14 protein-coding genes are annotated in these 16520 nt (G+C 71.2%); 6 read left to right on the top strand and 8 right to left on the bottom strand.

Features of this window, described 5'->3' with window-relative positions; all coding sequences use genetic code 11:
- Positions 1-339: 339 nt before the first annotated feature.
- Positions 340-570: a hypothetical protein gene (locus ACWGKJ_RS30520; RefSeq protein ID WP_385029064.1), complete on the top strand. Its 231-nt coding sequence runs from the start codon at positions 340-342 to the stop codon at positions 568-570.
- A 151-nt stretch (positions 571-721) separates the two neighbouring features.
- Here ACWGKJ_RS30520 and lysA read toward each other — a convergent pair whose 3' ends face one another.
- Positions 722-2008 (bottom strand): diaminopimelate decarboxylase, encoded by a 1287-nt coding sequence (lysA, locus tag ACWGKJ_RS30525; protein ID WP_385029061.1) that lies wholly within the window; start codon positions 2006-2008, stop codon positions 722-724.
- Positions 2009-2146: 138 nt separating this feature from the next.
- On the opposite strand from lysA, the gene ACWGKJ_RS30530 reads away from it, so the two are divergent.
- On the top strand, positions 2147-3763 hold the full coding sequence (locus tag ACWGKJ_RS30530; protein WP_385029058.1) for a helix-turn-helix domain-containing protein: 1617 nt from the start codon (positions 2147-2149) through the stop codon (positions 3761-3763).
- On the opposite strand, the gene ACWGKJ_RS30535 is transcribed toward ACWGKJ_RS30530, so the two are convergent.
- The 5 genes from ACWGKJ_RS30535 to ACWGKJ_RS30555 form a co-directional block, all read right to left on the bottom strand.
- Entirely contained in the window at positions 3748-5343 is a 1596-nt protein-coding gene (locus ACWGKJ_RS30535) for a serine hydrolase domain-containing protein (protein WP_385029055.1), read from the bottom strand. The genes ACWGKJ_RS30530 and ACWGKJ_RS30535 overlap by 16 nt on opposite strands.
- Complete coding sequence (locus tag ACWGKJ_RS30540; RefSeq protein ID WP_385029052.1) at positions 5343-6836, bottom strand: APC family permease; 1494 nt, start codon at positions 6834-6836, stop codon at positions 5343-5345. Before ACWGKJ_RS30540 ends, ACWGKJ_RS30535 begins: the two co-directional genes overlap by 1 nt.
- A gap of 371 nt (positions 6837-7207) precedes the next feature.
- On the bottom strand, positions 7208-7792 hold the full coding sequence (locus ACWGKJ_RS30545; protein ID WP_385029049.1) for a GrpB family protein: 585 nt from the start codon (positions 7790-7792) through the stop codon (positions 7208-7210).
- An 80-nt stretch (positions 7793-7872) separates the two neighbouring features.
- Complete coding sequence (locus ACWGKJ_RS30550) at positions 7873-8235, bottom strand: DoxX family protein (RefSeq protein WP_385029046.1); 363 nt, start codon at positions 8233-8235, stop codon at positions 7873-7875.
- Positions 8236-8277: 42 nt separating this feature from the next.
- Positions 8278-8772: a cupin domain-containing protein gene (locus tag ACWGKJ_RS30555; protein ID WP_385029043.1), complete on the bottom strand. Its 495-nt coding sequence runs from the start codon at positions 8770-8772 to the stop codon at positions 8278-8280.
- A gap of 80 nt (positions 8773-8852) precedes the next feature.
- Here ACWGKJ_RS30555 and ACWGKJ_RS30560 point away from each other — a divergent pair, with 80 nt between their 5' ends.
- The 3 genes from ACWGKJ_RS30560 (at position 8853) to ACWGKJ_RS30570 (ending at position 11134) form a co-directional block, all read left to right on the top strand.
- Positions 8853-9704 carry a LysR family transcriptional regulator gene (locus ACWGKJ_RS30560; RefSeq protein ID WP_385029040.1) on the top strand — a complete coding sequence of 284 codons (852 nt, stop codon included), beginning with the start codon at positions 8853-8855 and terminating at the stop codon, positions 9702-9704.
- 203 nt (positions 9705-9907) lie between these two features.
- The gene (locus ACWGKJ_RS30565) at positions 9908-10459 is read left to right on the top strand and encodes a YciI family protein (protein ID WP_385029037.1); all 552 of its coding nucleotides are present in this window, start codon (positions 9908-9910) and stop codon (positions 10457-10459) included.
- Between the two features lie 357 nt (positions 10460-10816).
- On the top strand, positions 10817-11134 hold the full coding sequence (locus ACWGKJ_RS30570) for a M55 family metallopeptidase (protein WP_385029034.1): 318 nt from the start codon (positions 10817-10819) through the stop codon (positions 11132-11134).
- Between the two features lie 80 nt (positions 11135-11214).
- On the opposite strand, the gene ACWGKJ_RS30575 is transcribed toward ACWGKJ_RS30570, so the two are convergent.
- Complete coding sequence (locus ACWGKJ_RS30575; protein ID WP_385029031.1) at positions 11215-12576, bottom strand: MFS transporter; 1362 nt, start codon at positions 12574-12576, stop codon at positions 11215-11217.
- 446 nt (positions 12577-13022) lie between these two features.
- On the opposite strand from ACWGKJ_RS30575, the gene ACWGKJ_RS30580 reads away from it, so the two are divergent.
- A complete protein-coding gene (locus tag ACWGKJ_RS30580; protein WP_385029028.1) occupies positions 13023-14141 on the top strand; it encodes an alpha/beta hydrolase in 1119 nt (372 codons plus the stop codon).
- Between the two features lie 260 nt (positions 14142-14401).
- Here ACWGKJ_RS30580 and htpG read toward each other — a convergent pair whose 3' ends face one another.
- Positions 14402-16378 (bottom strand): molecular chaperone HtpG, encoded by a 1977-nt coding sequence (htpG, locus tag ACWGKJ_RS30585; protein ID WP_385030453.1) that lies wholly within the window; start codon positions 16376-16378, stop codon positions 14402-14404.
- Positions 16379-16520 lie beyond the last annotated feature (142 nt).

Below are 16520 nucleotides of genomic sequence, written 5' to 3' on the forward strand. Positions count from 1 at the left end.
TGGATCCCTTGCGGTCCGCTCATCATTACGGCGGCCCTCGGCCGTCGGTAGGGCGCGCGGAGTGCCAACGGGGACTGCCGTGGTGCACTGAGTGCGCCGTGCACGCCGGTTCGTACCGGCTCGGTCACCGGGCCCCGGGAGCGCCGAGCCCATGGCCTTGTGGCCGCGCCGACCTCATGGCCTTGTGGCTTCACGGCAGCGCCGAACGCGTCGGTCACTGCACAGTGGGGCCAGTCCGCGCCGTGTCCATCGGCACATCGACGCGTTTGCACAGGTATGACCTCAACACGACGAATCGCCACATGCCTCGCTCTGGCGGCCGCCCTTCCGTGTCTCGCCATGTCGTCGGCGAGCGCCGCCGGCGCCGCCGGGCGGGCCGACTCGAAGCTGAACCCGGTCGGCGCACTCGACGCTGTCGCCGCGACCGGCATCCCCGCGCCGTACGCGGGCCGGCTGCCCAGGGTGAAGGACCAGTTGGCCGGGGTGAACCGCCTGAGCGAGCTGAACCAGCTGCACCAGCTCACCGACCAGGCGGCGCCGGTCCTCAGTCTGGCGTCCGCGGTGGAGTGACAGCCCCGCCCCCGCGGTCGGGGGTGCGGGATCAGCCCTCGCGGGTGGTGGTCCAACTGCTGCCGGCCGGAAGCCTGTTCCCGCAGCCGGTCCGGTCCCCTGCCCTGATCAGTCGGGGCAGGGGAACAGTCCGCATCGGCCGGCTGCGCCGCTACGGCAGATCCCGGCGCATCAGGTCGGCGTACGTCTCGCGGCGCACCACTGCACGGTGCGCGCCGTCGCGGACGAAGACCACCGGCGGGCGGCGCGCGCCGTTGTAGTTGTTGCTCAGCGCATAGGTGTAGGCGCCGGTGACCGGCACGGCGATCAGGTCTCCGACGCGCGGGTCCGCCAGCGGGACGCCGGCGCTGAGGGTGTCGCCGGATTCGCAGTGCCGGCCCACCAGGCGGCACAGCTCGCCCCCGCCGGTCGGGCGGTCGGCGACGGCGGCCTCGAAACGCTGCTGGTACAGGGAGACTTCGAGGTTGTCGCCCATGCCGCCGTCGACGGCGACGAAGGTGTGGCCTCCGCCGCGCTTGGCGGAGACGACCCGGTAGAGCGAGACGCCGGACTCCGCGACCATCGAGCGGCCCGGCTCGATGAGGATGCGGGCGTCGGCGGGCAGCAGGCGTCGGGCGACATCGGTGACGGTGTCGAGGTACGCCTCCACCGTGGGCGGCCGGTCCGCGTAGGTGTAGCGGGATCCGAGGCCGCCGCCCAGGTCGTAGACGGCGAATTCGCCGAGTTCGGCGACCGCGTCGACGGCCTGCGCGAAGGGTGCGAGGTCCAGGATCTGCGACCCGACGTGCACGTGGACTCCGTCCAGCCGCAGCCGGTCGCTGCCGCGCAGCCGCGCGATCGCCTCCCGGGCTTGCGGCAGGGGCAGACCGAACTTGGAGCCGCTCTGGCCGGTGGACACGGCCTCGTGGGTGTCGGGGCGGATGCCGGGGGTGATCCGGACCAGTACTCCCTGCTCCGCCGCTGTGCCGGCGAGGATTTTCTCCAGCCGGTCGATGTCGTCGAAGTTGTCGACGACGACCGTCCCGGCGCCGGCCTCGACGGCGAGGCGCAGTTCCGCCTCGGTCTTGGCGTTGCCGTGGACGACCAGGCCGGCCGGGTCGGCGCCTGCGGCGAGTGCGAGGGTCAGCTCTCCGCCGCCGGCCACATCGATGCCGAGGCCTTCCTCCGCGAGCAGGCGGATGACGGCGGTGCAGGGGAAGGCCTTGGAGGCGAAGGCGACGCGGGAGTTCGGCCATCGGGCGGCCAGGCCGTCGGCGTACCGGCGGGCGCGGGCGCGGACCGATGCCTCGTCGAGGATGAGCGCGGGAGTGCCGTAGCTTTCAGCGAGTTCGGCCGCCGGTACGCCGCTGATCGCCAGTGCGCCGTTCCCCTGCCGGGTGGTCCCGGGCGGGAACAGTCCCAGCAGTTCCCGGCCTGCCTGCGTCTGCGTCGTCGCCATCCGCGCTCCTTGTGCCATTGATCCGTCCCGCTCTCCTGCCATGCTCCCGCGGTGCTCGCTCCGGATCATCGTTGACATCGTCAATACAGGTCTTCCAGAATTGACGTCCACAACAGTCCTTCGAGTCGGGGGTGCATCATGCGGGAGTCCGGCGCTCGGGGGCACCTGCCCGTCCGTCAGCTCGTGGACAACATCGGCCCGGCGCTGCTGCGCCTGGTCCAGGAGGGCACCGGCGGCGGTGGGTCGCTCACCGACATCGCCATCCATGCCCCGGGTGCGCCGGCCCAGCTCGGACCGGGGTGCGTGGTGCTGGGGGTCGGCGTGACCACGGAGGCCGAGCTGCGCGAGCTGACCGCGGCCATGCGGCAGGCCGGCGCGGAGGTGCTGGCGGTGAAGGCCCCGGTGCCGCCGTCGGCCGACGACCGGCTGGCGGTCATCGAGGTCAACCGGGACGCGTCGTGGATGCATGTGGCGACGACCGTCCGTGAGCAACTGCTTGAGTACGCGAGGACGCGTGTGCGCTCGGCCGGCAGCGGCGCGGAGTTGTTCGCTCTGGCGAACGCGGTCTACGAGGCCGTCGGCGCCCCGGTCACCATCGAGGACCGCTTCTCCGCGCTGGTCGCCTGGTCGGAGGGGCAGGACCGGACCGACTCCGAGCGGATCGAGACCATCCTGGGGCGGGCCGTGCACCAGCGGACGCTCGCCGAACAGCGCGAGCGCCAGGAGTTCGAGCGGCTCCATGCCAGCACCGGACCGGTGTACATGGAGCCGGTCGGGGCGGACCAGCTGGCCAGGCTGGCGATCGCGGTCCGGGCCGGTTCGGACGTCGTCGGCTACCTCTGGGCCGCGGTCAGCGGGCCGTTCGACGAGGCGGCCGCAGCCCGGCTGCGCGAATTCGCGCCCGTGGTCGCGCTGCAGCTGGTCGGCCTGCGTACGGAGACCAGTTACGCCCGCCGTCAGCGCGGCGAGCTGGCCGCCGCGGTACTCGGCGGGGCGGCCGACCCGGTGGAAGCGAGCCGACTGCAGCTGGGCTCCGGCCCGGTCTGCGTTCTGGCCGCGGCCCCGCGGCCGGCGGGGAGCACGGACTCCGACGCGCTGGACGCCGCCGGGCTGCGCCGGTTCGCGGACACGCTGGAGTACTTCCTGGCGGCCGTGCATCCTCGTTCGGCCGTGGTGGCAGGGACCGGAGCGGTGTACGTACTGGCTGCCTGGCCTCCGGAACATGCCACGGCCCTGGAGTCGGCCGTCGCGCTGGCCCGTGACTTCCTCGCGCGGACCCCACTGGCCGGTGACTATGTGGTCGCGGTCGGCGGCCCGGCCGGATCGACGGGGCGGATCGCCGATGTGCGGGCGCAGGCGGACGCAGCGCTGCGGGCGCTGCGGCATCCGGCCGTCCGGGGAGCGGCCGTGCGCACCGTGGAGGAGATGGCGCTGGCGGTGCTGCTGCTGCACCTCGCCGACGCGACCGAGGCGCTCGGTCTGCCGGACGCGGGCGGCGCGCTGCACCGGCTGCGTCAGGAAGAGGGCCGGGACGGGCCGCTGACGGCGACCCTGGCCGCCTATCTCGCCGCGGCGGGAGCCACCGACACCGCGGCGGAGGCCCTGCACATCCACCCCAACACCATGCGCTACCGGCTGCGCCGTATCCGCGAGGTCTCCGGTCTTGACTTCGCGGATGCCGACGCCATGCTGCTCGCACACCTCCAGCTCCGGGTGCGCGAGCTGCGGACGGGCGCTTCTCAGGGCTCCGGCTGATCGCGGAACGAGCGCGTGTAGCGGCATCCGTCCAGGTCGACCCAGAGCACAGCGCCGTCCAGGGTGGGGCCGGGCGTCAGGCGTTCCGGGAGCCGGGGGTCGGCTCCGATGCGGAACGTCCCGTCGTCGAGCGGGACAAGTTCCGGTTCGTCGTCGGGCGCTTCCACGCCGGTCGCGGCGATCATGTGCAGGCGTCCCGCCCGCTGCACGATGCTGAAGCCGGGATACCAGGGGGTGTAGCTCCGGTAGTGACCTGCGAGTGCAGGCGGAGGACCGTCCGGCGCGGCGGGGCCGGGGCCCAGGGACTCGGGTCCGTAGAGCCAGCGTCCGTCCAGTGAGTGGTGGTAGGCGGACCATCCTGGGTGATCGCACACCAGCCGCCCGTCCCCCGTGTCGTACAGCCTGCCTGTCACCTCGTCCGATGTGAGCGACAGACCGTCGTCCCCCGTTGCCTCGACGCGGATCTGACGGGGCGTCGTTCCGTGGGTTCCGGCGTAACGCCGGGCGCCGGGGATCCGCTCCGGGTCGAACAGCGCCGGGTCCGCCGGGGCTCCCTGGACGACGGCGAGCGCATGGCGGGCGAAGCGGTCGATGATCCGGCACTCGCCGGGTGCGTTGGTCAGCACGGCGACGCCGTGTCCGCCGTCGGTGTCGACGGCGAGGTACGAGCGGTAGCCGACCATTCCGCCGGCGTGCGTCAGCCAGGTGTGGCCGTCGACCACTTCCACGTCCACGCCGAGCGCATAGCCGGCACCGACCGCGCCGGGGGGCAACGTGACGATCTGGCGGAAACGCTCCCGCCTGATGATCCTGGTGCCGTCCAGGGTGCCCCGGCCCAGCAGCATGCGGGCGAACAGGCCCAGGTCGGAAGCGGTTGCGAGCACGTTGCCGTCTGCCGCCGAATACTCGAAGAAGCCGGCCGGTGCGAGCGGGGCCGAGGGCAGCGGCGGGCGGTCGTCGCGCAGGAACCGGTACCCGGTGGCAAGTCTGTTGATGTCCCCGTCGGCGATGTCCTCGTGAGTGATCCGCGCCGCCGATTCGCGCATGCCCAGGGGCCGCAGCAGCCGTCCGGCCATGGCGTCCGCCAGCGATTCCCCTGTCACCTGCTCGACGATCAGCCCCAGCAGGTTGTAGCCCTCGTTGGAGTAGTGGAACAGCTCGCCCGGTTCGGCCCAGGTCCTCGCGTCGCGCAGCGCGTAGCCGCGTGCGGCGGCGTCGGGCAGCGCGTCGGCCCCGGCCACCAGGCCGGAGGTGTGGTGCAGGAGGTGCCGGACGGTGATCGCGCGGGAGCCGCCGTTCGGGGCGAACCAGGGCAGGTGGTCGGCGACCGCCGCGTCGATGTCCACCTTCCCCTCGTCGGCCAGGATGCCGATCAGGAAGGCGGTGAAGGTCTTGCTGATGGAGCCGATCTCGAACCGCGTTCGGCGGGAGACCGGCGTGCCGGACTCCGCGTTCGCGAATCCCGCGGTGACGAACGCGGACTCACCGGCTTCGTCGACGACGCTGATCGCGATGCCCGGCACCGGCCACCGGGTCCGCAACCGCTCCGCAAGCCCGGAGAGTTCCCCTTGCACATCCATCAGACGCCTGCCTTCTTCGAACCGAATCCCCTGAACCTGTCCGGACCCAGCTCGACCCGGGAGGAGTCGATCTCCGCGTCCGGCCGGCCGCCTTTGACGAACCGTCGGCACAGCGGGTAGAGCAGCACGGCCAGCAGCGCCACCGCGAGACTCATGCCGAACGTCGCGGCCTCGTCGACCGCCGTACTCCACGCCAGATACACGATCATCGCCGTGGGCAGCGCGACGACCAGGACCGCGCCGGGCCAGCCGCCGGGGACCCGGACCGGCCGGAGCATCTGCGGATACCTCCAGCGCAGGACCAGGAAGGCCACGAATTCCAGCAGGATCGAGGCCAGGGTGAGCAGCACCGTGGCGCGCAGGATCGAGCTGAAGTCGACGGCGGAGAGCACGACGACGACGGTGGTGCTCGCAAGCAGCGCGCCCACCGGCGTGTTGAACCGTTTGCTGTCGCGGGCCATCCAGCGTGGCAGATACGCGTCCGCGGCGAGCGCCCGCGGGACCCGGGTGCTCGTCAGCAGGATCGCCATGAACAGCCCCACCAGGGAGAGCGCCGATCCCAGGGAGATCAGCACCTTCAGCCAGATTCCGCCCAGGGCGTCGCCGGCCACGACGAAGTCGCCCTCGGCCCAGTCGGCGGGCGAGCCCTGGTGCAGCCCGCTGCCGATGGCGGCGATGGTGGGCAGCAGATAGGCGGTGATGATCAGCGGAACCGAGATGGCAAGGGCCCGGGTGTAGGTCCGGTGCGCGTCGGCGACCTCGCCCAGTACGGTGCTAGGGCCGTCGAAGCCGAGGTAGAGCCACACGATCACGCTCAGCGCGCCGGCCACCGACGAGTGGACGCTCTGCCCCGGCACCATGAAGGGCGAGAGCACGTTGATCCCGTGGCCGATCGCATGCCGGATGCCGAGGACCGTCAGCACCGCGAACGGTGCGAGGATCAGCAGCATCATCCCGACCGAGTACTCGCTCACCGCCTTGGAGCCGCGGTAGTTCAGGTACGCCATCGGGACGATGAGGGCGACGGTGACGATCCAGTGCAGGTCGACGACGAAACCACCGTGGAACAGGTCCACGATCACCAGTCCCTTCCCGCGGGCGATGTCCGGGACCCAGGTGGCCAGGTAGTCGACCAGCAGGATCGGGTAGAGGGCGAGGTTCAGCACCGACCCGATCGAATTCCAGGCTCCGAACACGAAGGCCGCGCCTCTGCCGAGCGCGATCTTCGTCCAGTAGTAGTAGCCGCCGTCGACCGGGATCGCGGCGCTCAGCTCCGCTGCCACCAGCGCGTTCGGCACGCCGAAGACCACCGGCACCAGGACGATCATCAGCAGGGCCATGCCCGGACCAGCGCTGGAGAGTGAGGCTTCAAGACCGAAGGGGCCTCCGGACACCGTGAAGAAGAAGATTCCGACCAGGGGCAGCACGCCGAGCGTGCGTCTGCCCGCCCCGGGCGCCGACCGCGTGGTTTCCGGCGGGATCAGTTCGGTCATCCTGGGCTCCACTCTCCGTTCGCGCCTGGTCGGCACAACGTACGGGGGTGTCACCGGGACCGTCCTCGTCGTGCGCGCCAAAGCCGGGGCCCGCCAATTGTCGCTGCCACCAACGACGGGCCGATCCCCCCGGAACACGACCAAGCCCCGGACGACGAGGTCACCCGAGGCTCCGGAGCTTCCGACAGGGCTGCGGTCCGGGGCGGGTCAGGCCGCGCGCGGCGGCCTGAGCGCCGCGGAGTGGCGGACGGATTCAGCGACCCGGGTACGAAGGCGGCGGCCCGCGACGGCACGCCCCGGCCCGGCCGATGACCGCGTCGATGACCACACAGGGGGATGCGGTGCCGACGGCGGGCGAACGACCGCTCGCCTCAGGCATTCCTCCCCGGGCCCGGGTGCCAGCCGGTCGCGGTGGCCCAGCGTTCCGCTGCCGCCATCAGCACAACCGTGGCGGGTGCTTTGATCTGCCCGTAATCGGACAGGTCGGGCACGGTGACGGCCAGGCGCTTCTTGAACGCCCCCCACGCCTGACGGGCGGCTTCGTCGGCGCGCAGGAAGTCACGGAAGAGGAGGGCGAAGCGGGTGTTCGGCGCGCCCTCCTCCCGTACGTGGACATTGCATCGGCGTGCACCGGCCGGCGGGGCGAAGACCAGCTTCCGGCACTCCTGGCCTCCGGAGATCTCCGACCGGTTCCAGGGCTCGGGCCTGCGGCGGAAGCCGATCGCGGTCAGGATCTCGCTCTGGCGGTCCTCGTCGAGGGCATCGACCTGGATCTGGATGTCCACACAGTCCTTCGCCGCGAGTCCCGGCACTGCGGTGGATCCGATGTGGTCGATCGCGCCCGCCCGGTCGCCGAGAACGGTACGCAGCGTATCGGCCAACACCGCGAATTCCAGAGGCCATTGGGGCCGGTAGTCCACCACGGCCACGGGAGCCGACTCGTCAGGGAAGGGCACTCCCCCATCATGGCACCGCCCCGCGCGCACCGGTGAGACGGTTCGTCGTGGCCGTGCGCTTCCGCGGCGGCCCTGTCCGTTCACCACCCACCGGCAGCGAGCCAGACCGCCACGGCCGCGGCGGCGAGAAGGCCGGCGTTGAGCATGATCTGGCGGTCCGCACCGGTCAGGTGCACGGTGACCGCACCGATCTGCAGGAGCACGAACCCGATGGCCGCGGCCAGGGCCAGCCAGGGCACGATGCCGGTCGCGGGCGGCACCACCAGCCCCACGGCGCCCAGGACTTCGATGGTTCCGAGCGCCCGGACGGCGGGCAGCGGTATGCGGTCCACCCAGGCCATCATCGGACGGAGCTGATCGCGGCTGCGGATCATCTTGAGCACGCCCGCGTAGAGGTAGAACAGGGCGAGCAGTCCGGCGACGATCCAGTAGGCGAGGGTCATGAGGTCCTTTCGTGGTCACCACTCCTGGGTGGCCCGCCCGCCTCAGGCGAAATCGGCAGCGGGCTCGGTGGCATAGCGGTTCATCGTGCGGAGTACGGCCTTGGGCTCCGGCGCCCTGCCGTCGGCGGCCAGGGCCTGGAGGTCCCGGAAGTACTGCACGTACAGGTCGGGCGTGAAGATGCTGAGCATGACGGCCGGTTGGCCGGTCCGGTTGGCGAAGGTGTGCGGGGCGCCGGGCGGGACCACCACGAGTGTGCCCGCGGTGGCGTCGTGGTCCTCGTCCCCGACGGTGAACCGCACCGTGCCGGAGATGATGTAGAAACCCTCGTCGTGCTGCGCGTGGCGGTGCTGCGGCGGCCCCGGTGTGTGCGGGGCGAGGACGGACTCGGTGATCCCCAGGCGGTGCCCGGTGTGGCTGCCGTCTTCGAGGACGCGCATGTGCGTGGTGCCCATGACGATCGTCTCCCCGTCTCCGGGGTCGACCACCGATACGGCGGGGCCGGACCGCGGTGCGCTGGTGTTCGCTTCTTCGGTCATGGTCCGAGTGCACCGCCCGGACCCCGCGAGTGTCCAAGACCCGTTACGCCAAGCCGATACCTCGCGGGTATCGTTGCAGCGTGGAGCTACGTACCCTGGGCTACTTCGTGGCGGTCGCCGAAGAACTCCACTTCGGCCGGGCCGCCGCCCGGCTGCATATGAGCCAGCCGCCGCTGAGCCGGGCGGTCAAGCGGCTGGAGGCGGAGACCGGGGCCCTGCTGTTTGCCCGCTCAGCCGCCGGGGTCACGCTCACCCCGGTGGGAAGCGTGCTGCTCGACGAGGCGCGGGCCCTGCTCGACCAGGCCGAGCGTGCCCGCCTCCGGGTGAGCGCTGCGGCCGGGACGGCGACTCTCACCGTCGGCATTCTGGGCGACGGAACCGACCCCGGCATCACCGGGACGGCGGCAGTGTTCCGCCGCAGCCACCCCGGCGTCGACATCCGCATCCGCGACGCCGACCTGACCGACCCGACCTGCGGGCTGACCGCCGGGCTGGTCGATGTCGCGCTGACCCGTGGACCGTTCGACGACACCGCCCTGGCCGTGCGTGAGCTGCGTACCGATCCGGTCGGCGTGGTGCTGCGCGCCGACGACCCGCTGGCCCGTCGCGACCATCTGGTCCTGGCCGACCTGGCGGGCCGCCGGTGGTTCCGGTTTCCCCGGGGGACCGATCCTGCCTGGCAGTCGTACTGGAGCGGCGGCGAGCCGCGCGAGGGCCCGGTGGTGCGCGTCGTCCAGGAGTGCCTGCATGCCGTGCTCTGGAACAGCACGGTCGGCCTGGCCCCGCTCGGACACGACCTGCCCGAGGAGCTGGCTGTGGTTCCGCTGGCCGACATGGCACCGAGCCGGGTGGTCGCGGTGTGGAGGGAGGGCGACACCAACCCGCTGATCCGCTCGTTCGTCGGGCTCGCGATGGCCGCGTACCGCCGTTGAGCGCCCGGGGTCCGAGGCCGCCCGGGTTGGGTGTCCCACAGGCGGAGACCGCCGCACATCCATGGGCGGGGGTTCGGGAGTACTGCGTGAACTTGAGGCGAGCTGTGCGAACTTCGGGGTAGCCGAATGGGGTTGGGGGGAGCTTGCAGGATGTCGCACAAATCCGTTCGCCCTGGTCGCCCCTCTGAAGAGATCATGTAGACATGGAGTTCTTCTGCTATCACCGCGACCGGCCCGGCTCCGCCGCGCTCCGGAACGAGCTGCTGGAAGCCCACTGGTCCTACATGGACCAGTTCCCGAAAGAGATGATCGCCCGGGGCCCCACCCTCGCGGACGACGGGGACACGCCGACCGGCAGCGTGCACATCATCGATCTTCCCGATGCCGCCGCAGCCCGTGCGTTCGCCTTCGAGGAGCCGAACTACCAGGCGGGCGCCTACCGGGACGTGCTGGTGCGCCGGTGGCGCAACCTGCTGGGGCGCACCATGTGGGACTACCCCGGCGGCCGGACCGGAGGCAACCGGTACCTCGTACTGGGTCTCGGCGCGGGACCGGCCGCTGATCTCGCGGTGCCGTCCTGCCGGGACGAGCTGATCGCGTACGGGCCGCTGCTGGCCGACGACGGTGTCACCTGGCTGGGCACGGCGGCGTTGGTCCGGGCACCCGGCCCGGACACGGCGCGGGCCCTCCTGACCCCGGACCGGTATGCCGCGATCGAGGTGCACAACTGGCAGTTCGGCGGACGGCCGTCGTGACACGGGGCTGCTCGGAACCCCAACACGGTAGTGACGCAAGGGAGTCAACGTCTGGCGCGGCTGAGGCGAGCTGAGCTCGCAGCAGGCCGCGTGGCGAGCGGTGGGGGCGTGCACGGGAACCGCCGGGTGGTCGTCCGGGTGTGAGCAGATGCCATGTGGAGCGGCCCTGTGTCCGTGCGCGTCATCTCCCGTGGCCACAACCGGGTTGGCCTCGTGGGCCGGTGGACCTCCCTCGCCTTCACCGCCGCCGAGGTGACAGCATGCCGGCGTGTCTACGGAGAGCGTGTCTACGCGGAGGGAGCGGGATGCGGGTCTACATCAGCGCGGGTATGGAAGGCGTCACGGTCCGGTGTCGCGGTGAAGTACGCGCGCGACCGCTTCGCCGCCGAGCTGCGCCCGGTGGGTGAAGCTCGCCGGGCCACCGAGGACGCGGCAGCCGACAGCCTCACCGGCCTGGCCACCGGTGCGGCCCCAGCGGCCCACCACCGTACGTTCACACTCGCCGCCCGCTGGCAGTCGTCCGCGGTCGCCGCCACGCTGCTCGGGATCCCCGGCGTCACGCCGGTCGACAGCCGCACCGTCCGGACCGGCGGCACCCTGCCCGGCCTCTCCCGGCTCTTCGGCGTCTGGACCAGGGTGGCGGCCGCGCTCACCTGTCAAGCCCCGTATTGCTGAGCCGGGCCGTTTGCAGCGGGTGCGGGCAGGCCCGGCTCGGTCAGAGTGCGCAGCCACGACACCGGAGAGAGGGCGCACCGTCAGCCGGGCACCCTCGGGCCCGGCAGCGTCCGTCCCACCCGGGCGAGCGGTGACAGGGCCATCAGGGCCGGGGAGGCCAGCATGCCGGTGACCGCCACCAGGAGACCGGTGCGCAGCCCCCACTGCTCTGCGACGCAGCCACCGAGCAGGGAACCCAGCGGGGCCAGGCCCATCCCGGCGAACGTGATGGTCGCCGACACCCTCCCCTGCATGCCCTCAGGGGTGACGGCCTGACGGAGAGCCATGACGGTGACGTTCACGAGCTGGCCGCAGGTACCGAACACGAAGTTGACCGCCAGAAGCACGGCCATCGTCATCGGTGCGGGGCTGTGCAGCGACGGCACGCACAGCAGCGCGCCGTCCCCGAGCAGGGCGGCGCACACCAGCACCGCGCCGTGCCCGTACCGGCCCGGCAGGCGGGCGGCGAGCACCGACCCGAGGAGCGCACCCGGCCCCGTCGCGGCGAGTGCCAGCCCGACGGCGGCGCCGGACAGATGCAGTTCCCTGGGCAGGAAGAGCAGATAGACGGTCATCACGGCGGCGAACGAGAACTGGAAGGCGCCCGACGCAAGGCCCACGGCCCGCAGCCGGCTGTCACGGGCCACGCAGCGCAGCCCCTGGTGGATCCGCGACCACACCCGCATGGGGCGCGCCAGGTTCTTGGTGGCCGACGGCACCGGTGGGGCCGATGTCACTAGTGGGGCCGAAGTCACCCGTGGGGCCGGCGGGATCACTTCGCGGCGGCGGATCCGCCCGATCGAGACGAACGACAGCACGAAGAACGCAGCGCTGCACGCGGTCCCGGCGGGCGCCTGCAGAAGCGAGACCAGCGCGCCGCCGAGCGCGGGTCCGCCGATCTGGGCGGCGGACCGGCAGCCCTCCAGCGCACTGTTGCCCCGCACCAGCTGATCGCGCCGTACCAGCCGTACGAGGGACGCCTGGTACGCCACGTCGAAGTACACGGAGAGGGACCCGGTGGCGAAGGTGACCAGGAGCAGCGCCGGCAGGCCGAGCCCACCCAGGAGCCCAGCCAGTGCGGCGCCGCCCAGGGCCAGCGCGCGGCCCGCGTCCGTCAGCATCATCACCGTGCGGGTCCGGCTCCTGTCCACCCAGGCGCCGGCGAAGAGCGAGAGCAGCAGGACCGGAGCCTGCCCCACCGCGCGCAGGACGCCCAGCCGGCCCGGGTCCGCGCCGAGGGTCAGTACGGCGACCAGTGGCAGGACCACCAGGCTTGTCTGTTCGCCGAGTTGGGAGGCCGCCTGGCCGAGCCAGAGCCTGCGGAAGTCCCTGTCCCGCCACAGGCCGGAGGGGGCGGGCAGACCCGCACGGGGTACAGCGGATGAAGAGGAGCCGGACGACACAGTGTGCCCCTGGGGTACCGGGAACGAGGACCGCCACCTGGCGCGCCCAGCGGGGCACCGGTGGTGAGGCAGGGAAAGGCTCGCTGTGCCGCGCAGAGCGGGCAGCACGCGATGACGGGCCGCTCGGCGGCCCAAAGCGTCAACGCGTGCGCGGACGACCGGGCATGTGCTGGCTCCTCGTGGGTCTCGGTGTCCGGAGACTAGCCCGTACCGGCCCGGCGCGGAAGACCGCCGGCGGGCGGCGGCAGGCGGCGGGAGAAGCACCGTCGGGAGGACCGGGCCGGTCGATGCGCTGTACGTCCGGGCCCGGTTCCGGGCGCGGCCCGGCTCTGATCCGTACGGATCGGGAACCCCGGCCCCCACGCGGACATCTCCTTCACCGGACCGGGGCCCGGGACGGGCAGCGATGCCGCCGCGGCCCCTTGTTATCCGGAGACGAGAATCTGATGAGCCTTACGGGGACACCCTTCTTCCTGACGTCGATCGTGCTGGTGGTTGCGGCACTCGCCCTTCCGCTGCTGTTCTGGAGCCGTATCCGAGGCCCGGGGGCCGTGCGGCACACCGCGCGCATGGGCATGCTGCTCGTCGTCCAGGCCACCGGGGTCCTCCTGGTGTTCGTGATCGTCAACAACTCCAACGGGCTCTACGACACCTGGGGCGATCTCCTCGGTACCGGCAGCCATGTGAACGCCGCCGCCGATCTGGGCCCGGACGGAACCGGTGGCAAGTCCGTCAGGAGCGAGCCCCGGATCAAGCAGGCGTTCCACCCGGCGGGCGACCCCCGGATGGGGCCCGGGGTGCAGGTCACCCAGCTCAAGGGGCGGATATCGGGGGTGTCGGGCGAGGTCTACGTATGGCTGCCGCCGCAGTACGGCCGGCCGGCCTACCGGCACCGCGACTTCCCCGTGGTCGAGGTGCTCCCGGGTTATCCCGGGTCGGCCCGTGCCTGGTTCGGGGCGCTGAACGTCAACACACAGCTCGCGCCGATGATGCGGCGCGGTGAGGTGGCCCCGTACATCATCGTCGCACCCCGTACGACACTGCTGGGCAACGCCGACACCGGCTGCGCCAACATTCCCGGCAAGGTCAACGCCGACACCTGGCTCAGCGTTGACGTACGCAAGATGGTGACGGACACGTTCCGTGCCGACCGGCGGGCGGCCGGCTGGGCCGTCGCCGGCTATTCGGCGGGCGCCCACTGCGCGGTCGAGCTGGGTGTCAAGCACCCGGACCGCTACCGCGCCGCGGTCGGTCTGTCCGGCTACAACGACCCGGTCGGCGAGCCGGCCTCCCTGACGGCGCGGACCCTTCAGCTGCGCGACCGGAACAACCCGTGGAAGATCCTCCAGCACGACCGGGTCCCGCCCAGGGTGGCGCTGTTCGTCTCCGGTGCGCCGGGCGACGGATTCCAGGGGGCACTGGCCCTCCACCAGGCGGCGAAACGCCCGACGACCGTACAGGCGGTGCGCCTGCCGGGCGGGGCCGGCGGACACTCCACCGCGGTCTGGAAACAGCAGGTCCCGGAGGTCTTCCGCTGGCTGACGCACCAGGTGCCGATGCGCTGAGGTGTCGTGCGCCGAGGTGCCATGCACTGAGGTGCCATGCGCTGAGGAAGGCCGAAGGAAAAGCTCCGGCGCCCAACCGCCAGCCGGATCGGAGGGGCGTCCCCCGCAGCGGAACGCCCCTCCGGACACCGGGCACCAGGCACCAGGCACCAGGCACCAGGCACCGAACAGCAGACATGGGGCACCGGACACGGGCCCGACGCCAAGGCCCGGTGCCCGGTGCCGCGGCCGGAGTCGCGGCACCGGGCACCGGTGTGCGGCTAGAGAGTGCGCTCCAGACGGTCGGCCAGCAGCTTGACGAAGCGTGCCGGATCGGTCAGTTCGCCGCCCTCGGCCAGCAGCGCCATACCGTGCAGCAGCTCCGCCGCCTCTTCGAGGCTGTCGAGGCCGGTGTCGTCGGTCCGCCCGGCGTACGCCTTCTGCAATCCGGTGACCAGCGGGTGGCCCGGGTTGAGTTCCAGGATGCGCTTGATGTGGGGGACTTCCTGGCCCATGGCCCGGTACATGTTCTCCAGCGCGGGCGTCACATCGTGGGTGTCCGAGACGATGCACGCGGGTGAGACGGTGAGGCGCGAGGAGAGGCGTACCTCCTTGACGTTCTCACTCAGCTTCGCCGTCATCCAGGTCAGCAGGGACTCGAACTCCTGCTGCTGCTTCTCGCGTTCGGTGCCGGCCTCCTTCTTCTCCTCCTCGGTGCCGAGGTCGACCTCGCCCTTGGCGACGGACCGCAGCTGTTTGCCGTCGAACTCGGGGACCGCCTCGACCCACACCTCGTCCACGGGATCGGTGAGCAGGAGCACCTCGATGCCCTTGGCCCGGAACGCCTCCATGTGCGGGGAGCCCTCGATGGCCTGGCGGGTCTCCCCCGTGAGGTAGAAGATGTGCTCCTGGCCGTCCTTCATGCGCTCCACGTACTGGCGCAGGGTGGTCGGCTCGTCCTCGCTGTGGGTGGTGGCGAACGAGGAGACTCCGAGGATGGCGTCCCGGTTCTCGAAGTCGCTCAGCAGTCCTTCCTTGAGGACACGGCCGAACTCCCGCCAGAACGTGGCGTAGCGCTCCGGCTCGCCGGACATCATGTCCTTGACGGTCGACAGCACCTTCTTCGCCAGCCGCCGGTGCATCAGCTGGATCTGCCGGTCCTGCTGGAGGATCTCACGCGACACGTTGAGCGACAGGTCCTGTGCGTCGACGACGCCCTTGACGAAGCGGAGATACGGCGGCATCAGCGCTTCGCAGTCGTCCATGATGAAGACGCGCTTCACATACAGCTGGATACCGCGCTGGTAGCCCTGCGTGAACAGGTCCTGCGGAGCGTGGGCCGGGATGAACAGCAGCGCCTGGTACTCGAAGGTCCCCTCGGCCTGCAGCCTGATGATTTCGAGGGGGCTGTTCCAGTCGTGGCTGATGTGCTTGTAGAGCTCGTGGTACTCGTCGTCCGTGACCTCGTCACGGGAGCGTGCCCAGAGCGCCTTCATCGAGTTCAGCGTCTCGGGCCCGGCCGGGGCGGCCTCCTCGGCGCCCTCCTCACCGGCTGCCGCCGTCTCCGGGCTGTCCGCGTCGCCTGCCGCCGGGTCGGTGACGAGCCGGACGGGCCAGGTGATGAAGTCCGAGTAGCGCTTGACGATCTCCCGGATCTTCCACGGCGACGCGTAGTCGTACAGCCGGTCCTCGGAGTCCTCCGGCTTGAGCCGCAGGGTGACTGCGGTGCCCTGCGGAGCGTCATCCACGGTCTCGATGGTGTACGTACCCTCACCGGTCGACACCCAGCGGGTGCCCTGGCTCTCGCCCGCGCGACGGGTCAGCAGGGTGACCTCGTCGGCCACCATGAAGCTGGAGTAGAAACCGACCCCGAACTGGCCGATCAGCCCGTCGGCAGCGGCGGAGCCCTCCGCTTCCTTCGCTTCCTTCTCCTTGAGCTCCTGCAGGAACCTGGCGGTGCCCGAGTTCGCGATCGTGCCGATGAGCTGGACCACTTCGTCGTGCGACATACCGATGCCGTTGTCGCGCACGGTGAGCGTACGAGCCTTCTCGTCCGGCTCCAGGGCGATGTGGAGATCCGACACATCGGCGCCGATGGAGTCGTCGCGCAGGGCTTCGATACGAAGTTTGTCGAGCGCGTCGGAGGCGTTGGAGACGAGTTCACGCAGGAACACGTCCTTGTTCGAGTAGATCGAGTGGATCATCATCTGCAGAAGCTGGCGCGCTTCCACCTGAAACTCGAACGTCTCAGTCGGCATAATCCGTGCTTCCTTCTCAGGTCATCGAGTGACGGGTACTGACCTGGGAACTCTAGATCAGCCGACACGGGCACAGGTCGTGTTCGCCCTCCCTGCCCCGGACACCCCTGGTCCTCGACACGGACTCGAACGGCGCTGACTG

The sequence above is a fragment of the Streptomyces sp. NPDC054757 genome (assembly GCF_053612185.1).